This is a genomic window from Arthrobacter sp. ZBG10, from assembly GCF_001238605.1.
In the GTDB taxonomy this organism is placed as follows: Bacteria; Actinomycetota; Actinomycetes; order Actinomycetales; family Micrococcaceae; genus Arthrobacter.
Window position 1 is genome coordinate 1 of sequence record NZ_LFQH01000055.1, and the last position, 16,922, is coordinate 16,922.

A 16,922-nucleotide genomic window follows, 5' to 3' on the forward strand; every position below is an offset into this window, starting at 1 on the left:
GAATCGAGTTGACATACTCACTCATCCTAACTTTGTCGCGTTAGCACTTGGATGTTTGTAGGGATGAAATCCGAAACCGAGGGAAGAGCATGACGACAACAAGTGCGAAGTATGAGACGAAGTCAGTAAAAGCGGTCAGAGGCCTCGAAACCAGGACTCGAGACAAGCTGGAGCAAAAGGGCTGGGAATTCGTTTCTCTAGTGCAAGGAAAATTGCGTTCGGAGCTGACTTTCCGGCGACCGAAACCTCAGATCCCGTGGAAGCTGCTTGGAACCGGTGGGGTCCTCCTCGCACTTGTCGTCATCGGTCTGCTGCTAGGCAATGTGTTCGGCAGTAGCAATAGTTCAACCCCAGCCGATGCGAGCATCCAGTCGCAGACTCCGTCCCAAGCTGCGTCGGCTGCCGTTGTGATGCCGTCCGCCACGCCTTGGCAGAATTCAGCAAGTAAGGCACCGGCCCAGTCCGTCTCCTCCTGCACTCGTGGTCAAGGACACCACGCGATGAGCTACTGGACAAGCTGAATTCCGCCCAAATGGGGGGGATTCAGGTCGGAGACCGGTTTCGGTTAGGCGGGGAGTTGTTTATGTCTGATCTCTGGATGACAGGAGCAGCGGGGGAGTACACCGTCATGCTCAAAGCTCTAGGAGGTGCCCAGGACCTGTCCGTCTTTGTGGACAGGTCAAGAACCGTCGGCTGGCGGGACGGTACAAGGGTCCAGATGATGGTCGAAATGGGCGAGGCAACCATCAATGGCGAGACGACCGACGGTTGGCTGAGGGCCGTGTCCGCGGAGACCCTTCCGTAGTCGCCTCTCATGCCGGAGCGGCCGTGGTGGTTCATCCCGCCACGGCTGCCTTCGCTGCCCGGGTCGCGTTCATCCACTCCGTCAGCCAGGGCGCCCGAACACTGGACGTGATCCGGCAGTCGGCCACGAAAGTTCCCGTGCCTCCGGCGTCGATCCAGTCCTGCAGCGCGGACAGGTCGGACAGGGAACGGATAACGGCAGACTCCGCACCCAATGCCCGTGCAACGCCGCTGAAGTCCACCTCCGGGATCAGCATCGGCTTCTCGGTCAGGCCCTGCGAGCCGTACTGGTGGATCTCCGCACCGTAGGCGGCGTCGTTGTAGATCACCACAATCGCGCTGCGGGCGGCGCCGATCAGCGATTCAAGGTCGGACAGGCCCATCAGGAAGCCGCCGTCGCCGGACGCCAGCACCAGGGTGCGGTCGTCCTCCATCGCACGGGCTGCTCCGACGGCGCTGGCCAGTCCCAGCCCGATGGACTGGAAGGCGGTGCCCACCATCACCAGGTCCTGCGGCCGCGGAATGTTCCAGTACATGGGCGCCCACCCGATGAAGTGCCCGCCATCCTGCACCACCGTACGGCGCGCAGGCAGCACGGCATCCAGCGCCGTGGCGAGAGCTCGCGGATCCAGCCGCCCGTCCACCGTCTCAGCAGTTCCAGCAGCGTGGCCAGGCCCAACAGTCAGTCGCCGGGAAGCCTCGGCGCGCCACGCCCCGGCAGCAACTTCGCGATCAACCAGAGACAACAGCCGGGAGGCAGCAGCCTTCACATCCGCCTGGACAAACACATCCACCCGCGGATTCGTCGGCTCCACCGCGGTGTCGAACTGGATGACCGTCGCATCAGGACCCAGCAGGTGCCCGAACCGCATGGTGAACGGGCTCAGACTCGCCCCGGCCACCAGGACCACGTCGGCCTCGCCCATGAGCCCGGCCGCGGTGTCGGTGCCGAAACCGCCGGCAACGCCCAGGTACCCCTCGCCATTGAGGAGGTTGAGCGCCAGGGCGGTTCCGGCGGTCAGTGCGCCGAGCCGGTCGGCGAGTTCGCGGAGCTCCGGTCCGGCGCCGGCGAGGTGCGCACCCCGTCCGGCCAGGATCAGGGGCCGGCGTGCTCCGGCGAGGAGGCGGGCGACCTGCGCGAGGTCCGTGCCGCCGTCGTCCGTCACCTTCAAAGCCGTCGGCTCCGTTAGTTCCTCGTCCGCTGCCTCGAGCGCGGCGAGGTCGTAGGGGATGGCGAGCACGACGGCGGTGCGCCGGGTGAGTGCGTAGTCCACCGCCTGCCGGGTGACGGCGCCCGCGGCGTCGCGGGTGACGGTGAAGGTGGCCGCGCCGAGGCCTGCGGCGATGGCCGCCTGGTCCACGTCCCAGGGCCGGGCGCCGCTGGTGGGGGCGTCGCCGGTGACCAGTACCACCGGGATTTGCGCCTGGACCGCCTCGGCGAGGGCGGTGAGCGCGTTGGTGTAGCCGGGGCCGTAGGTGGTGGTGCCAGCGGCGAGCCGTCCCGAGGCACGGTAGTAGGCGTCGGCGGCGGCAATGGCGGCGCCCTCGTGCCGCACGGGAGTGAAGCGCAGGCCCTGCTGCTCCGCGGCGTCCAGGAAGTACACGTTGCCATTGCCCATGACGCCGAAGACGTCGCTGACATAGCTGCTGAGAACCTGTGCGACGCGGCCCGAGACAGTGAGAGTAGTCATGCAGGAATCCTGTGACGCAGACCTCATGTTTGGCAATAGACGTGTTTTGGGGTGGTCTTTTTAGCAGTGGTTACCGGGTAAACTGCCAAAAAGACCACTGGTGATGGTGGCGCAGCCGCGTTTGAGGCTATTAGTTCCCTGCAGCGGTGATCTGAGAGTCAGCGTCCGAGATTGATGGACTTTCGAAGACCCAAATTGCCCGGTCCAATGCGCGAGGTTCTACACCAAGTTCGGAGGCTGCGAGTTCAAGTAGCTGCCTGGTCCGTGCGAGCGTTGGATTGGAGCCTTCGCCGAGCGCCCTGGCGAAGTACCGCTGGACCATTACGTCCGGCTTTGTCTCGGTGCCGACTCCGGCGTTCATGAGCAGGTAGGACCAGGAGAGTGGGCCGAGGCCGCTGACCGACCGCCACGCTCTCTCTGCAAGAGTGCTGTCCAATGCGGCAGCGGTCCTTAGTTGCTCTGTGGTTTCCACGGGACGGTCCAGAGCTGCGAGCCGCGTGAGTGCTTCGTGGATTCCCTCGGTGCGGACTCGGCGTGTGCCAGGGAGTTTGCTGTCGTTGCACAACACAGTCCGGGCAAAATCGACCGGGCCACCGGCGTCGTCCATGGCGTGCAGCAAGTCGGGGCCGCTGTCCGTGTCTGCAGTGGGGCTTGCAGCACGGTACCGGCCGAGTACACGCGTCGCTGACGCCGAGGTCGCGCGCAACGAGTAGGCGGAGTTCAAGGCGCAGAGTGCCAAGGAGTCGTAGAACTCAACCGGGGCATGCCATTCGGTCGGATCTCCAAGGTCTTCGGCAATGGAGTCCAGGAGAAGATGTAATTCAGTCATGTCCGGATCCTATATGCCCCTGCGGCCGGGTCCGGCGCTCCGGGGCTGCGGGAAGTTAGTCAGACGGGCGGGACTTCTCCTCCGACAGCCGGCTGATCAGCCCGTCGTAGCGCGGCGGCATGAGTTCCAGGATGGAGATGGCCGTGCTGGTCCGCTCGATCCCGTCGATCTCCAGGATCTCGTTGGTGATGCGGTAAAAGTCGGCCGTGCCGCGGGCCACCACCTTGGCCATGAGGTCCGCGTCCCCGGTGGTGGCGTGCACCTCAATGACCTCCGGGATGGCGGCGAGACCGTTCTCCACCGAGCCGGTCCGGGTCTGGCTGATGGAGAGGGACAGGAAGGCCATGAGTTCGTAGCCCAGGGCTGCGGGGTCCAGCCTGCGGCTGAAGGAGCGGAGCGCGCCACTGCGCTCCAGCCGTGCCAGCCGGGCGTGGACGGTGTTGCGGGCGACGCCGAGTGTCCGGGAGAGTGCCAGGGCGCTGGCTTCGGGGTCCTTGTCCAGGGCGAGGATGATCCGGCCGTCGAGGGAATCGAGGGTGCGAGCATTTGCGATGGTCATATTTTTACCAGTGGTCCTAGAAGTTGAGCAGAAGTCCCAAGTACCGGAGCCTACCTTGCATTGTGGTCCGGGTCACTTCCATGATCGGACCTCATGACCAGTGATCAGCTTGTGCCGTTCCCGAAACTGCGTTGCCCACCCTGCGCGGTGCGGTGACCGGCCTTCCGTCCTACGTCCCGGGCCGGCGCAGCCTCGGCGCGGATATCGCAGCCCTCGCCAGCAACGAAAGCCATTTCGAGCCCCTTCCCGCGGCCACGGCTGCGGTGGTCGAAGCGGCCGGCAGGATGAACCGCTACCCGGACATGGCCGCCGTCGAACTTCGCGAACGGCTTGCCCGGCACCTGGACGTCACCGCCGACGAAGTGGCCGTGGGGCCCGGCAGCGTGGGCGTCCTGCAGCAGATCATCACCGGTCTGTGCGACGCCGGGGATGAGGTGGTGTTCGCGTGGCGCTCCTTCAAGGCCTACCCCATCCTGGTGGAGCTGGCAGGCGCCAGGCCGGTCCGCGTTCCGCTGGACAACGCCGAGGGCCAAGACCTCGACGCCATGGCCGCCGCCGTCACCGACCGCACCAAGGTGGTCCTGCTCTGCACGCCCAACAACCCTACCGGCGTGCCGATCAGCCACGACCGCATCAAGGCCTTCCTGCAGGCTGTCCGCTCCGACGTCCTGGTGGTGATCGACGAGGCCTACGTGGAATACGGCGACGCCGGCAGCGGCCCCGATTCCCTGGCACTCTACCGCCGGTACCCGAACGTCTGCATCCTGCGCACGTTTTCCAAGGCCTACGGGCTCGCCGGCCTGCGCGTCGGGTTTGCGATGACGACGGCGGCAATCGCCGAAGGTCTGCGCCGCACCGCCCTGCCGTTCGCCGTGAGCGCGCTGGCGCAGAAGGCGGCCATCGCGTCGCTGGACGCGGGGGAGGAGATGGCAGCCCGGATCTCCCTATTGAAGGAGGAGTGCGCCCGGATGGCCGCCGAGTTGGAGGCTCAGGGCTGGAGGCTGCAGCCGAGCCAGGGCAACTTTCTGTGGATCCGCGCCTATGCGGAGCTGCTGGCGACGCTGGTGGACGCCTTCAACGGCGTGGGCATCATGGTCCGGGCCTACCAGGGCGACGGCGTGCGGATCACCGTTGCCGACCCCGCCTCCAACAACCGTGTGCTTAGGCTCCTTGCTGCCGACGCAGCCTGACCTTTTATCCCCAACAGTTCCACCTATAACCAAGAGGAATCCCATGGAACAACAGACAAAGACGTCTGCGCGCCCACTCGGCGCAGCCCTCTTCATCGGTTCCGGCGCGGGCATCCAGGCTGCCGGCCCGGCTGTGCCGATCTCCTACCTCGTGGCCGGCACCCTCATCATCCTGGTGATGTGGGCGCTCAGCGAGATGGCCGCCGCCAATCCGTGTTCATCGCGGTTCTCACCGCTGTGAACCTCACCAGCGTGAAAAACTTCGGCGAGTTCGAGTTCTGGTTCGCCCTGCTCAAGGTGGCGGCAATCGTAGGGTTCCTGCTGGTGGGCGCTGCCCTGCTCTTCGGCTGGCTGCCGGGCGTGCAGTCGCCGGGCCTGTCCAACTTCACCGGCGCCGGCTTTGCGCCCGCCGGTTTCGCAGGGATTGCCACGGCACTGTTCGTGGTGGCGTTCGCGTTCGGCGGCACCGAGATTGTGTCCGTGGCAGCAGCTGAGACCGCCGAGCCTGCCCGCAGTGTGCGGACAGCAGTACGCACGGTGCTGTGGCGCATCCTGGTCTTCTACATCGGTGCGATCTTCGTTATCGCGGCTGTGGTTCCCGTGGGCTCGGCGGGGCTGAGGATCCCGTTCGCCGCGGTGCTGGATGCGGCCGGCATGCCCGGTGCGGCCACCGCAATCACCATGGTGGCCGTCGTGGCACTGCTTTCCGCTCTCAACGCCAATCTCTACGGTGCGTCACGGATGGCGTACTCCCTGGCTGAGCGGGGTGAGACACCGCGCCTGCTTGCCTCGGTGTCCAGGGCCCGGGTTCCGGTGGTCGCGGTCCTGGCCAGCGTCGCCTTCGGCGTTGTGACGGTTGTGCTGGAGCTGGCGTTCCCCGCGATGGTTATGCCCGTCCTGCTCAACATTGTGGGCTCGACCTGCTTGCTGGTGTGGACGTCCGCGCTCCTGGCCCAGCTCGCGCTGCGCCTGCGCGCCGACCGCGAACGAACGGAGCTTCCCCCGCGGATGCCCGGCTTCCCGTGGCTCACGTGCTGTGGACTGCTCATCCTCGCGGCGATCTTCACGGTGGGCTTCATCGGCGAGGATTCCCGTCCGCAGCTCTTGAGCACTTTCGGACTTGTGGCGCTTCTGGTGGCGGCGAACTGGCTCCACCATCGGAACCGGAAGGGTGCGCCGGTTGTTGAAGCCTCGGACGGTGCTAAGGAGCCGGTTCTTATCGACTGAATCAGGAGCAATGGACCACTTCGCGGGTTCGCAGCACACGAGGGGCGCGTCCGGCCTTAGCCGGGCGCGTCTTCGGCTTTTTTAGGTCCGATTCAGCGGCTGCAGCTCTTTCGCCGGTGATCAATTCGACGGGGAATATCAACCTGCACCTGAAGCCAGCTCATGACCTAGTTCGTCCCATTTATTCGGAACTAGTACGCTCGTTGGCTCAGGGAAGTCGAGCCTTCCAGAAGCTATGGATGATTCGCTTTTGCGTGCAAATTTCGATCGAGTTAGTTCCAGCGTTCTAGGTAGGAATCGACAGTCGGGGCACCCTTGGCTAGAGCCGTTCTCCATTCCAAGAGCTTCTCGATCTGCAGGCGACCGAGAACTACTACGGGATGCACGCCAGCCTGCTGGGCAACGGTCTGAATCCAGCCCTTTCGTATGACGTTAGGTGGCTTGGGAAGGCCGCCAGGTATTTGCCATTCCCCTGCCTGCCGATCGGCCTCTTGCTCCTGCGGCTCGTCGGCCTGGCCCGCACCTTCATCGATGAATAACTGGTCGGTAGAGACATGTCCGAGGACAATGTGCGCCACTTCGTGAAGCAACGTGAATAGGACCCCGTCCAAGCGTTTGCCGCGGCCCGATAGAGCAATAACTGGCTGCTCAGGGTCGTCATCGAGTAAGAAGGAAGCCCCGTTTAGCTTGCTTCCGGGGAAGGCTTCAATGTAAACGAGGCGTACGCCAACGGCGGCGAATCGCTCAGGCAGACCTTGAAACTCTTCAGGGTCGGCGACAATTCGAGACAGCTCAGCGGCCAGTTGCCTAAGCTTGTTTTTGTCGTACTTGGCAGCCTTTACACGCTGGGCTTTCTTGCGCGCACAGGCCAACCATGCCTTCTGCGTCGGCGTTGGTCCTTCGTCTCGGTTTGACCGACGAGCGGCCGCTAGAAACTTCGGAGTCTCATCCAGGCCACGAATTTGGAAAAGCTCCAAGATCTGAGCTTCCTGCTCGGCCAACGTGTCACCCGTTATCAAGTTGCGCTTACGCAACAATGTAACTGGGGCCAGTTTGTTCATCCGAGCACGTCGACGAACATCGTCCAGCTCTTTGCGGCTCTCTGTGTTTTGCGCTTGGCTCCACAGGAGATACACATTCTGGAGATTCAACCAGTACTCGGGAGGTGTATCGAGAGCAGCGCCGATCTGCGCGGCTGACTCTCTGGTGATCTCCTTCTTGCCGGCGATGATTTCTGAAACGAACTGCGCCGGACGTCCAAGGATCTGAGCGAAGTCGTTTTGGGACCAATGGCGGGCTTCGAGCTCCTCGGCGAGGAAATCTCCTGGTGGAAACGCTTCAGCGAGCTGCCGTGCCATGAGTACTACTCCTCTGCTGGTAGGCGGCGGGTTCGGTCCCCAGGATGACGAGCCGCTTGTTGTCATCAGGATGGAAGTTAAATATGAGTCTGTACTGCATCTGAATCCGTATGGAATAAAGGCTCTTGGGACCGTCGCTCAGCTTTTCAACGTGAAGAGCTTTGAGCCCGCAAAGGTTCTGTTCACTGACATCACTGACAAGGGCCATCAGCTGCTGGATGCGTCGCCGAAAGGCCTTTGAAACACTTGGGGTCCACCGCGAGGTGATATGGGTCGACACGTAGGCAAGGAGTTCAAGATCCTCGTCCTCGAAATCAACTTGCATTCTGTAAGCCGCCTTCACCCTTGGTGTGAATAGAGCTTACAGGAGGGCGGTGTTAGGGCATGACAACAGAATACACCTTTACCTCGCACTAATACTTCAACGCAGGGCAAAAATCTCGTACGACAGCTTCATGGTTGCGCTGATTCGCCATGTCGAGTATGTTAGTTTTGTGCAACAGGCACAAAAAGAGCGGACCCGCTCGAACGGGCCCGCTCTGTAACTCGAGGTGAGAACCGCAAGTTTCCATGATTAGTGGTAACAGCGATTCTAACGGAGGCATCAGTTGCCACAAAGGCGACCCTCCTACCTCGGTCAAGTGTTCTTTAGGAGGACACCCATGACTACCCCCATTACAACTGACCTCGTTGTTTACAGTCAGGGCATCAACATCGACATCGAGTCCATCGCCCCCACCAGGGGATTCGAAGCTGAGGCATACGATGTTGCGAACATGACCATCACGGCCACCGTCGAATCGCCCACTGAGGCGACGTACCGCTTGGTTCTCGCCGCTGACATCGAGGCCGGCACATCTGCCATCGCCCGCGTTGTTTCCGGCACTAAGGACAACTTCAAGAGTCCGGCGGAGTTCAAACGCATCACAAAGAAGGACGCAGAGATCATCCGTCCAATCCTGGCCAAGGCCGGAATTGCGCTCGATCCGGCAATTGATGAAAAGAAGCAGCTCGAGGCACACGCTGCCCAGTACAAGGTCGCGGACCTGAAGGTCCCAGCGGGCCGGCAGGTACTGAGGATCCACGCCAGCCAGAGGCTCCTGCCTGTAGGCGGGGACCCGCGAAAGTACCGCTTCGTCATGTACGCGCCTCAGCTGAGCCTGGCTCCCGCCGGCAACGTCCGGCTCGGGGCAACCGTCATCTTCCCGCTGGACTTCAACGGCATGATCGACACTCCGCTCGTGGAAGCCATGCCCAACCAGCCGACCGCAAATGTGATCGCGGGCAGCGAGGCGCCTGTGCTCGTAGGAGCTCAGAAAGCCTACGGATGGGCTTTCCAAGCCGACCCCAAAATCACCTTCACATACGCCTACGCTGCATAAGCTGAAGGAAGGCGGGTTTCGGTCCGTAACGGGACAGCCGTCCCCAGGACAACTGGGGCGGCTTTCCTCGTTTCACTAGGAATTCAGTTGCGGTCGACAATACCCAAGCTCGCCGATTCCGGCCATATTCGAGCCAGCCACAACTTCTCGTCCTTGGAGTATCTGCATCGTTCACTTCGCCAATGGCAAGGTCAATTTTCGGGACGTGCCAATAATGGTGTCTCAATCCGACGTAACAGAAGCGTTCGACTTTGCTGCAGCGGAGGGCGAGTCATACGCAGGTGACCTGTCTCTAGCCTTTGGGCAATGGATTTAGGAAAGACCTCCGATGGAAGTGGACTTGTCCAAGTGGAAATTTCTCCATCGGAGGTCTTCGCATGCGACCCAGCGTGCTGCATGAAAACAACATGGGCTCGCCGGTGAAACTCCGAGGGCGTGGCCTGGCGAGCGCCGTTGGAGCGGCCCGCGCCCTGGTGCTGGACTCGGGCACAGTACGGTTCGCAAGGCCTGACCGAAAAGCCCATGCTGATCCCCGAGGTGGACTTCGATGGTGTTGCGCGGGCGCTGGGTGCCGAGTCTGCTGTTATCCGGTCTCTGTCTCACCTATCTGCGCTGCAGGAGTGATAGATGCCGGAGCTCACGGGACGTTCGTGGCCGACTGCCGGATCACGTCCACCGTGCGGGCGGCGTGGCTGACGGAGCGCCTGAGCGCGTCCCAGGCAGCGACGGCGGCAGTCGCGGGATAGCTCGCCCAGTCCGATCCTCTGGTAAGCGGTGCCCACCATCACCAGGTCCTGAGGCCGGAGGATGTTCCAGTACATGGGCACCCAGCCGATGAAGTGCCCGCCGTCCTGGACCACTGTGCGGCGCTCCGGCAGCACGGCATCCAGCGCCGCGGCCAGGGCACGTGGGGCCAGCCGGCCGTCCGCAGTCTCAGCAGACCCAACAGAATGGCCCGGCCAACAGTCGGCTGATGGTTGTTGTTAGCCGGCCCTCAGCTCTGTGCAGGGAATGAAGGGCCTCCAGGTTCCGCCCGGCCGATCCTGTCGCCCCAGGAGCAATGGAACCGCATCGACTGCTCTTCCGGATGACCAGTTCCAGGTGCGCGGCCACGGCCGGGGATGCCGCCCGCCTGTGGAGGGCACCATGGCAATGATCGGGGTTGAGGTTCTGCTGACGCTGTGCACTACTCGGATCGGGGGTGGTACGACCACGCACACGCCGAAGCACTCTCGCTTTCGGTCTTCGCCGTATGTCAGCTAGATACTGGACGGATCTGTAGGCGGTTGCAGATGAATCCGATCCGGATCACCGATGAAGCAATAGAAGGCAGACTCCGGAACATAATCGTGCTTCAGCCAGTTTGTAACGCGATCCTTGTCCCCGAAACCGTCGGCGATTTCTAACAATCGGGCTTCCGTATCACCGTAGACGTTCCCGCGACGGAGTCGCTTCGTTGAACCTCCGAGCTTGAATAGTTCGTGCGGTGAGGGACCCCCGGCAGGAGGTCGAGTCATGAACCACTCTTTAAACATCGGATGTCCAGACGTTACATCGTGGACAGCGTTACTCGTCTGAACGCGATGCCATACTTCGCGGACCGACTTATGGTCCGCTCGGCCGGCCAGAACTTCGATCATGTAGACGAAAAAGCGCTGCATCAACACCGCGTTGTGTACTACGTTGACGGGCACCAGTGTCCCTAGCACGGCGATGGCGCCTTCGCGCAGAAGAAGATCTGTAATCGTAACGGCGCCGGTCCCTCTCGGCGCCACGTGGCAGGCGCTCAAAATGACCAACGGCGGCAGCGGACCAAGGTCTACGCCGAATGAGAATCCTTTTCCGACTTGAATGCCCGCAACATTCTGCGCGGGGTTGTAAAAGCCGTGGGCACTAATTACCAGAACGTCTGGTTGATGCTCTGCGATCGCATCTCTTAAATCATCAACGGATAAGGTCATTTGGTATGTCATTGATGATCGAGGATCGTCCCGGGAGAACATTTCGGAGACCGCTCCCCAAGCCCGTCGAGATGCTTGGCCGACCGGATCCTCGGCAACAATGCACTCGGCCACTAGCACCTTGAACCCCTGGCCAAGCTGCGCGTTGCGTCGTGGCAACAAAGCATTCGGGACCGATCTGGTCAAGGGCACGAGCGGCCGGTACGAAACGGGCATCAAACATGAGAGCGGGTCAGATGACCCCGGCGGAGTGCTGAGTCCGATGGGGAAACTTCCGATGATGGTGAGAGCGGAGGCCCGCATCAGGTTGTTCGCTAAGGGGTCTTCCCAAACTGGCTGTATTGCCTTGTTCAGCTGTTTTAGCAGTTTGCGGACAGCCAACGGACGCGCGGTTTGGCCACGCTTTGCAAGGTCGGCACAGTGCTGCTCTAACGCAGCCAGGGCTGTGAATGCTTTTGGCGGAACGGCAGGCATCGTTATCCCCAAGGAGTCGTCAGCGATCGCTTGATGCGCAACCAATAGTGCGATGACCGAGGACTCGATGTCAGAATCGGAGGCATCTTGGTAGCGTTCAGGCCAAACTAAGATTGATGGGCGAACCGGGGCCGCGACGGGAGTATCCTCGTGTTTCAGTTGGTACAGGCGCCGCTGCTTTGGGGACACTCCCGGAAGACCGATCGTGAGTGGGCGCCGCAGCCGCTGCGCTGCGGCTTCCCACTCCGACGGCAATCGATCCTCTGCCATTGGGACATTCTCGGAGTCGAGCTGAGCGAGTGCAGCGACGAATGCTTGAATTCTCCAGGCCTCAAGAACCATGCTCTCTGGATCTGTCGGCAGCTCCACGTTCTTGTTGCCGACTTGTCGTAGGAGGCGACGCATGGGCAGTTCGATTCCCGCGGTTTCCAATGCCGTTACAGGTTCGATGCCGGTTTTGCGCAGTCCTGCCGAGACAGAAGCAGACTGGTTCTCGGCGATGGTCTTCCAATGGGTCCGTAACGAAATGGTCGAAAGCTCAGAGAATACGGCCGGGGACAGGCTGAAACCAAGATCACGGCCCAATCGAGCCAGCTCCGCTTGCTCATCGTCAGGACCTATCAGCAGGGTGCGAGACCATTCTTTCGGAATCCCTGTCACCGCTCGGCGCACTAAACCCATTGGCACTAGCAGTATGTTGTGCGCGAACGCTGCCTCCTGCAGCCAAGGCAGGTACTTAATTCGAATATCAACGATGTCATGAGGACTCTTGGGCAGATGAAGACAATACCAAAGAGCCGGAAGCGCTGGAACGATCTCTCGGGATAGTAGCTGCGGTCGCGTACCGCCCTCGCCTGATTGCTCCCAATCAGTAGTGATGGGGCTATAAGCGGCATCCGAAGCGTCCTCCGAGGAGAACGCCACCACGTAGAGGATTGGTTCGCTCATCTAAAATTCTGCTCCAAAGTCCGCGCCTCCCTTGACGGTTGTGGGCACTATTCTTGCATCTCGCCAGGTGCGGCCAGAGTGTCGCAATCATGCCTTCTATTCCTCTTGGGTAACTTTGTATAACCGCGCTCAGGGAGAACACGTACGTGCTTAGATTGGCTCTCGGAACAGTCCGGTCTGATCAACAGCAGTGCTATACATAGGAAGGTCGGTTGGCATGGTCGGCGTTCAACATCTCTCGATGCGGGTCCCGTGGCGGGATCGGGCGTGGGACGACCGTGTTTGTGACTCGCCGTTGGGGAACTCTTCCTGCACCCTACTTGCGAATATCGGTACCCGGCGTGACGATGTCTACGAACAGGCCAATGCGGGTTCGACCATTACCTCCCTGGACACCAGCAGGCTGCCTTGCCTTAGCGAGCGGGCGACCTTCATGTCACCGACCGGCTATCGGGTCATCAAGACCCATCCCTACGGCAACAATCGTGCCCTCAAAGGAACTCTGCACCCGACACCCGTTGAGGTCCCGGGCTACGCGTTTGAAGCGGTGCCATTCCGGTGGCTGAACCGAAGCTCCCTATATGAAGAGGTGGATGTAAGACGGGTCCGAGGTTTTAACCCGGACGCCGAGAGCGCCGCCGATGACGCGTTGGGCTGGAACGACGCAGCGTGGGTAATGGATGGAGAAAACCAGCAGGCGGTCATCCGGGAGTTCTTCGACCCGGTCGTGGCTGACGACTCCTTGGTGCTCATGTACCTCAAGCACTCACCGTTCCAAGAAGGGGATCTCACAGGACGGCTCCTTGTCGGCGCCGCGCGGATAACCCAGGTCATGCAGCCACCGATGTGGCGGCAGAGCGGGCACCCGCCTTTCAACTCCTCGATGTGGGAGACCATCGTGACGCACAGCCTGCGCCCAGACATGACCGACGGGATCCTCCTGCCGTACCAGGAGCTGGTGCCACTCCTGGACGCGGGCACCGACGTCTCCGCAGCATTGGCATGGGCACCTGAGGGCCGCGACATCGAATTCTCATACGTCACGGAACATGTCAGTGACGACGCGGCAATCCAGGCCCTCACTAGTCTTTTGGCGGCAGGCAGAGCCTGCCAGGATCTCGGTGTAGCGTTGCCGGACACGGCCCTGGCATGGGTTGAAGCTCAGCTCGAGCGGCTGTGGCAGTTGCGTGGGCCTGTCCCTGGCTTGGCCGCGGTGCTGGGACATCTCGGTGTCGAACGACCTCACGTGGCAGCACGCGCGGTTGTGGCGGCATGCGATGACAGTGCCGACCCATGGGAATATCTTGCCGCGGGATTTGCTGATTGTGCGCATTTCTGTGCCGCCGTGCAGGGTGTTCTCGGACCATCGATCGGACGAATCTGGAATGGGCAGGATCAAGAGACACAAGAGGCTCTCAGGCTCCTGTCGGCCATGGACATCAGTCAGGTTCAGGTGACAGCTCTAATGAAGGGCGACACGGCGGTCTCCTTGACGATCGAGGAGTTGCTGGGAAACCCGTACTGGGCCTCGATCTGCACCTACGGACGGGACGAACACGTTCCGTTCACCACCGTCGACCGGGCCTGTTTTCCCCCTGCCCATGTCACTTGGCGAACGCCACTTCCGGATGTGGCCCGCATGGATGACAACCTCGACCGTCGACGCATCGAGGCGCTGTTGATCGATGTTCTGGAGGGCCGCGCCATTCATGGCGACACGCTGCTCCCGCAAGGTGAGGCCCTCGACGTCGCTGCCGAATATGAACTGACCCAACCGCCCCGACTCTCTGCAGTCGTGCTCAAGGGCCTCGGTCTGGATCATGCATCGCTGCGGAACATGCAGGACGCAGGGGTATGGTCGCCACTACTTGCCGTTGATCTTGCGGACGGCACCGCCGGGCTGAAGTGCCTGCGCCATGATGACATCTCCTACATTATCCGTGCATGGGTCGAAGAGCAGCGAGCCAAACCCGCTTACGGCGAATTAGTCACCGCCCGCGAGTTGCTGGATCGATCGCTAGACGAAACTATCGCCAGGTCGCCAACCAGCGGACCCGACGCAACCGAAGAACGGGCCCGAGCCGAGAAGGCCGCTGGGCTTTCCCAGATTTTCTCTTCACCGCTGAGCGTGCTGATCGGCCCCGCAGGCACCGGCAAGACGACGCTGTTGCGTGCTCTCGTAGGGCTCGACGGGATCGTCAACGGATCTGTCATCCTACTTGCACCCACCGGTAAGGCCCGCGTCCAGTTGCAGACCAAGGTTGGGCATCCCGCCAAGACCTTGGCCAGCTTCCTGGCACGTTCCGGCCGGTGGGACGGCGTGCGATACCGTGCGACTGAAGACGTCCGCACCCGCGTTCAGGCGGATCTCGTCGTCATCGACGAGGCCTCGATGCTCACCGAGGAGATGCTGGCGGCAACTTTGGATGCCGTCCGCGAGGTCAAACGGATCATCCTTGTCGGCGATCCGCGCCAGCTCCCGCCGATTGGTCCGGGGCGCCCGTTCGTTGACCTAGTGACCGAGTTGCGCCCTAACGAATTCTCCGGTGCTGGGCGTGTGGCCGCCGGGTACGTGGAGCTGACGGTCACCAGGCGTCAGTTGCCCGATGGCAGCGACGGAGTCAGGCAAGACCTACAGCTTGCGAGCTGGTTCGGGGACCGCTCGGGCGGCGCCGACGATTCCATCTGGGAAGATCTGCGGCAGGATCCCTCAACGCCCACCGTCACCTACGAACCTTGGGGAGGCCGCACCGCGGTCGAGGCCCTGACAGATGCGCTACAACGCTTCCTTCCGGCTCTCGCCAATAACGATGACCCAGAGCGGGCGTTCGCGTTAACCTACGGCGGTACGGAAAACGGTCAGTACCTGAACTGGGAACTCGGGGCAGGGAAACACGCAGAAGAATGGCAGATCCTGTCTCCAACCCGTTCTAGAGCGTTCGGCGTCACCGAACTGAACCGCCACCTGAAGCGCACCTACCGTACGACGGATCTTAGCTACGCCAAGCAATATGGACGGTCAAACGTCCCGCGCCCGATCGGACCCGAGCAGATTACCCGCGGCGACAAGGTTATGCAGACCCGCAACTCCCTGATGAGAGGGTGGACGCGCGACCAAACCGTTGAAAAACTGGACTATGTCGCCAACGGTGAGATCGGTGTAGCGATCGGCCGTCTCGTCCCCGCGGCCCAGCGACCAAAGAACTCCCTGCAACTGGGCGTGGAGTTTTCTTCCCAACCTGCCGTCACGTACTCGTACTGGCCTTCTTCGACCGATGACCCGCCGCTGGAGTTAGCGTGGGCCGTTACGATACACAAGTCGCAGGGATCAGAGTTCGGCACCACATTCCTTGTGCTGCCTGCGCGCACCAATATCTCTCGCGAGCTCATGTACACGGCGCTCACCCGGCAACGCGACCACGTAGTGATCCTCCACGAAGGAACGCTCGAGGATCTTCGCGAGCTAGCCAATCCCTGGCGATCAGAGACTTCTCGGCGCCTCACGGACCTATTTGCCCCACCCCAGCCGGTCACACTTAAAGTTCGAGGGGAATCGCGCCGATTCGAACGAAAGCTGATGCATGTAACGGCGAACGGCGTCCCGGTAGCTAGCAAGAACGAGGTCATCGTCGCTGCGATCCTCGACGAACTCGTGCCCGGCCATTGGGAGTACGAGAAGCCACTCACAGGCACCGACGGCCGAACCGTCCTACCAGACTTCACGATCACCCTCCCGGACGGACGAACAATTTACTGGGAACATGCCGGCATGCTCGACCTGCCCGCATACGCCCGCAAGTGGTCACTTAAGCAAGAGTGGTACGCCGACCAAGGCATCGCATCACACGATAACGGAGGCGGAACAAAAGGGATCCTGATGTGGACCGACGACCGCGACGGTGCGGATGCCCAGGCGTGGAAGAACCTCGCCTCGGCCATCTTTGGGACGATCCTGCCCACCCACCAGCCGCAGGGGACCGACGGACCTCGTGGCCGCCGCGCAGCAAGAAAGCTCACTCCAGCCAGGCCTCAATCGAAACCGTGACGAGCGGAGCAGACGTAGTCGAGGCATGTGTGTTGGCCGCTGACGAATTGAGAGTTTAGGAGCGCAGGAACAGTCGTTAACCGGCCCTTCGCTCGAGGCATGCTTCGTCTGTTGAATTCGGCAGTGCCGGTGGCGGGCGCTGGACGTAAGTAGCCTCTGAGTCGGTAATTGGTGAAGTTTCGGAAACCCCGAGCCGTTCTGCGGGTTTCGATGACGCGCGTGATTGCTTCGGGCCGTTTGATGCGCCCTAGGTGTACTCAGCCAGCAGGTTGGTTGCATCTGCTGATGGGTGGTCGTCCTCCGAGGGCTGCGTGGTTTCGGCGGTGGTTGTAGAAGTCTAGCCAGCCGGTCAGTGCCTGTGTTCGGTGGTTGCTGGAGTCGTAGGCGTTCTTGTAGGCCCAGCCTTCTTGCAAGGTGCGGTTGAATCGTTCGGCTTTGCCGTTTTGCCACGGGC

Annotated in this window: 10 protein-coding genes and 2 pseudogenes; 5 read left to right on the top strand and 7 right to left on the bottom strand. The window is 61.7% G+C overall.

Annotated features, from left to right (window positions below):
• Positions 1 to 583: 583 nt before the first annotated feature.
• Positions 584 to 805: a hypothetical protein gene (locus ACU18_RS13865; protein WP_157407708.1), complete on the top strand. Its 222-nt coding sequence runs from the start codon at positions 584 to 586 to the stop codon at positions 803 to 805.
• Positions 806 to 836: 31 nt separating this feature from the next.
• On the opposite strand, the gene ACU18_RS13870 is transcribed toward ACU18_RS13865, so the two are convergent.
• The 3 genes from ACU18_RS13870 to ACU18_RS13880 all read right to left on the bottom strand — a co-directional run bounded on the left by ACU18_RS13870 (position 837) and on the right by ACU18_RS13880 (position 3,883).
• Entirely contained in the window at positions 837 to 2,495 is a 1,659-nt protein-coding gene (locus ACU18_RS13870) for a thiamine pyrophosphate-binding protein (RefSeq protein WP_050686444.1), read from the bottom strand.
• Between the two features lie 130 nt (positions 2,496 to 2,625).
• Positions 2,626 to 3,324, bottom strand: a complete 699-nt coding sequence (locus ACU18_RS13875) for a hypothetical protein (protein ID WP_050686445.1) — start codon at positions 3,322 to 3,324, stop codon at positions 2,626 to 2,628.
• A gap of 55 nt (positions 3,325 to 3,379) precedes the next feature.
• On the bottom strand, positions 3,380 to 3,883 hold the full coding sequence (locus ACU18_RS13880) for an Lrp/AsnC family transcriptional regulator (RefSeq protein ID WP_050686446.1): 504 nt from the start codon (positions 3,881 to 3,883) through the stop codon (positions 3,380 to 3,382).
• A 93-nt stretch (positions 3,884 to 3,976) separates the two neighbouring features.
• Here ACU18_RS13880 and hisC point away from each other — a divergent pair.
• Together hisC and ACU18_RS13890 are read left to right on the top strand one after the other, a co-directional pair.
• Positions 3,977 to 5,073 (top strand): annotated as a pseudogene (gene hisC, locus ACU18_RS13885) (histidinol-phosphate transaminase).
• A gap of 43 nt (positions 5,074 to 5,116) precedes the next feature.
• Positions 5,117 to 6,300, top strand: a pseudogene (locus ACU18_RS13890) (amino acid permease).
• A gap of 272 nt (positions 6,301 to 6,572) precedes the next feature.
• Here ACU18_RS13890 and ACU18_RS13895 read toward each other — a convergent pair.
• Together ACU18_RS13895 and ACU18_RS13900 are read right to left on the bottom strand one after the other, a co-directional pair.
• Positions 6,573 to 7,658, bottom strand: coding sequence for an ImmA/IrrE family metallo-endopeptidase (locus ACU18_RS13895; RefSeq protein WP_050686448.1), 1,086 nt, complete (start codon positions 7,656 to 7,658; stop codon positions 6,573 to 6,575).
• Positions 7,639 to 7,983 (bottom strand): type II toxin-antitoxin system RelE/ParE family toxin, encoded by a 345-nt coding sequence (locus ACU18_RS13900; RefSeq protein WP_050686449.1) that lies wholly within the window; start codon positions 7,981 to 7,983, stop codon positions 7,639 to 7,641. The genes ACU18_RS13895 and ACU18_RS13900 overlap by 20 nt, the downstream gene beginning before the upstream one ends.
• A 337-nt stretch (positions 7,984 to 8,320) precedes the next feature.
• On the opposite strand from ACU18_RS13900, the gene ACU18_RS13905 reads away from it, so the two are divergent.
• Complete coding sequence (locus ACU18_RS13905) at positions 8,321 to 9,040, top strand: hypothetical protein (protein WP_050686450.1); 720 nt, start codon at positions 8,321 to 8,323, stop codon at positions 9,038 to 9,040.
• A 1,259-nt stretch (positions 9,041 to 10,299) separates the two neighbouring features.
• Here ACU18_RS13905 and ACU18_RS13910 read toward each other — a convergent pair.
• The gene (locus tag ACU18_RS13910; RefSeq protein WP_050686451.1) at positions 10,300 to 12,423 is read right to left on the bottom strand and encodes a CHAT domain-containing protein; all 2,124 of its coding nucleotides are present in this window, start codon (positions 12,421 to 12,423) and stop codon (positions 10,300 to 10,302) included.
• A gap of 217 nt (positions 12,424 to 12,640) precedes the next feature.
• Between ACU18_RS13910 and ACU18_RS13915 the strand changes: the two genes are divergently transcribed.
• Positions 12,641 to 16,468, top strand: coding sequence for an AAA family ATPase (locus tag ACU18_RS13915; RefSeq protein ID WP_050686453.1), 3,828 nt, complete (start codon positions 12,641 to 12,643; stop codon positions 16,466 to 16,468).
• A gap of 257 nt (positions 16,469 to 16,725) precedes the next feature.
• Here ACU18_RS13915 and ACU18_RS19335 read toward each other — a convergent pair.
• A partial coding sequence (locus ACU18_RS19335) for an integrase core domain-containing protein (RefSeq protein WP_157407710.1) occupies positions 16,726 to 16,922 on the bottom strand: 197 nt, incomplete at its 5' end.

Bases quoted from the DNA above. Each gene is read 5' to 3' on its own strand.
- ACU18_RS13900 (WP_050686449.1), bottom strand. From the start codon at position 7,983: ATGCAAGTTGATTTCGAGGACGAGGATCTTGAACTCCTTGCCTACGTG.
- ACU18_RS13910 (WP_050686451.1), bottom strand. From the start codon at position 12,423: ATGAGCGAACCAATCCTCTACGTGGTGGCGTTCTCCTCGGAGGACGCT.
- ACU18_RS13915 (WP_050686453.1), top strand. From the start codon at position 12,641: ATGGTCGGCGTTCAACATCTCTCGATGCGGGTCCCGTGGCGGGATCGG.
- ACU18_RS13870 (WP_050686444.1), bottom strand. From the start codon at position 2,495: ATGACTACTCTCACTGTCTCGGGCCGCGTCGCACAGGTTCTCAGCAGC.
- ACU18_RS13905 (WP_050686450.1), top strand. From the start codon at position 8,321: ATGACTACCCCCATTACAACTGACCTCGTTGTTTACAGTCAGGGCATC.
- ACU18_RS13865 (WP_157407708.1), top strand. From the start codon at position 584: ATGTCTGATCTCTGGATGACAGGAGCAGCGGGGGAGTACACCGTCATG.
- ACU18_RS13875 (WP_050686445.1), bottom strand. From the start codon at position 3,324: ATGACTGAATTACATCTTCTCCTGGACTCCATTGCCGAAGACCTTGGA.
- ACU18_RS13880 (WP_050686446.1), bottom strand. From the start codon at position 3,883: ATGACCATCGCAAATGCTCGCACCCTCGATTCCCTCGACGGCCGGATC.
- ACU18_RS13895 (WP_050686448.1), bottom strand. From the start codon at position 7,658: ATGGCACGGCAGCTCGCTGAAGCGTTTCCACCAGGAGATTTCCTCGCC.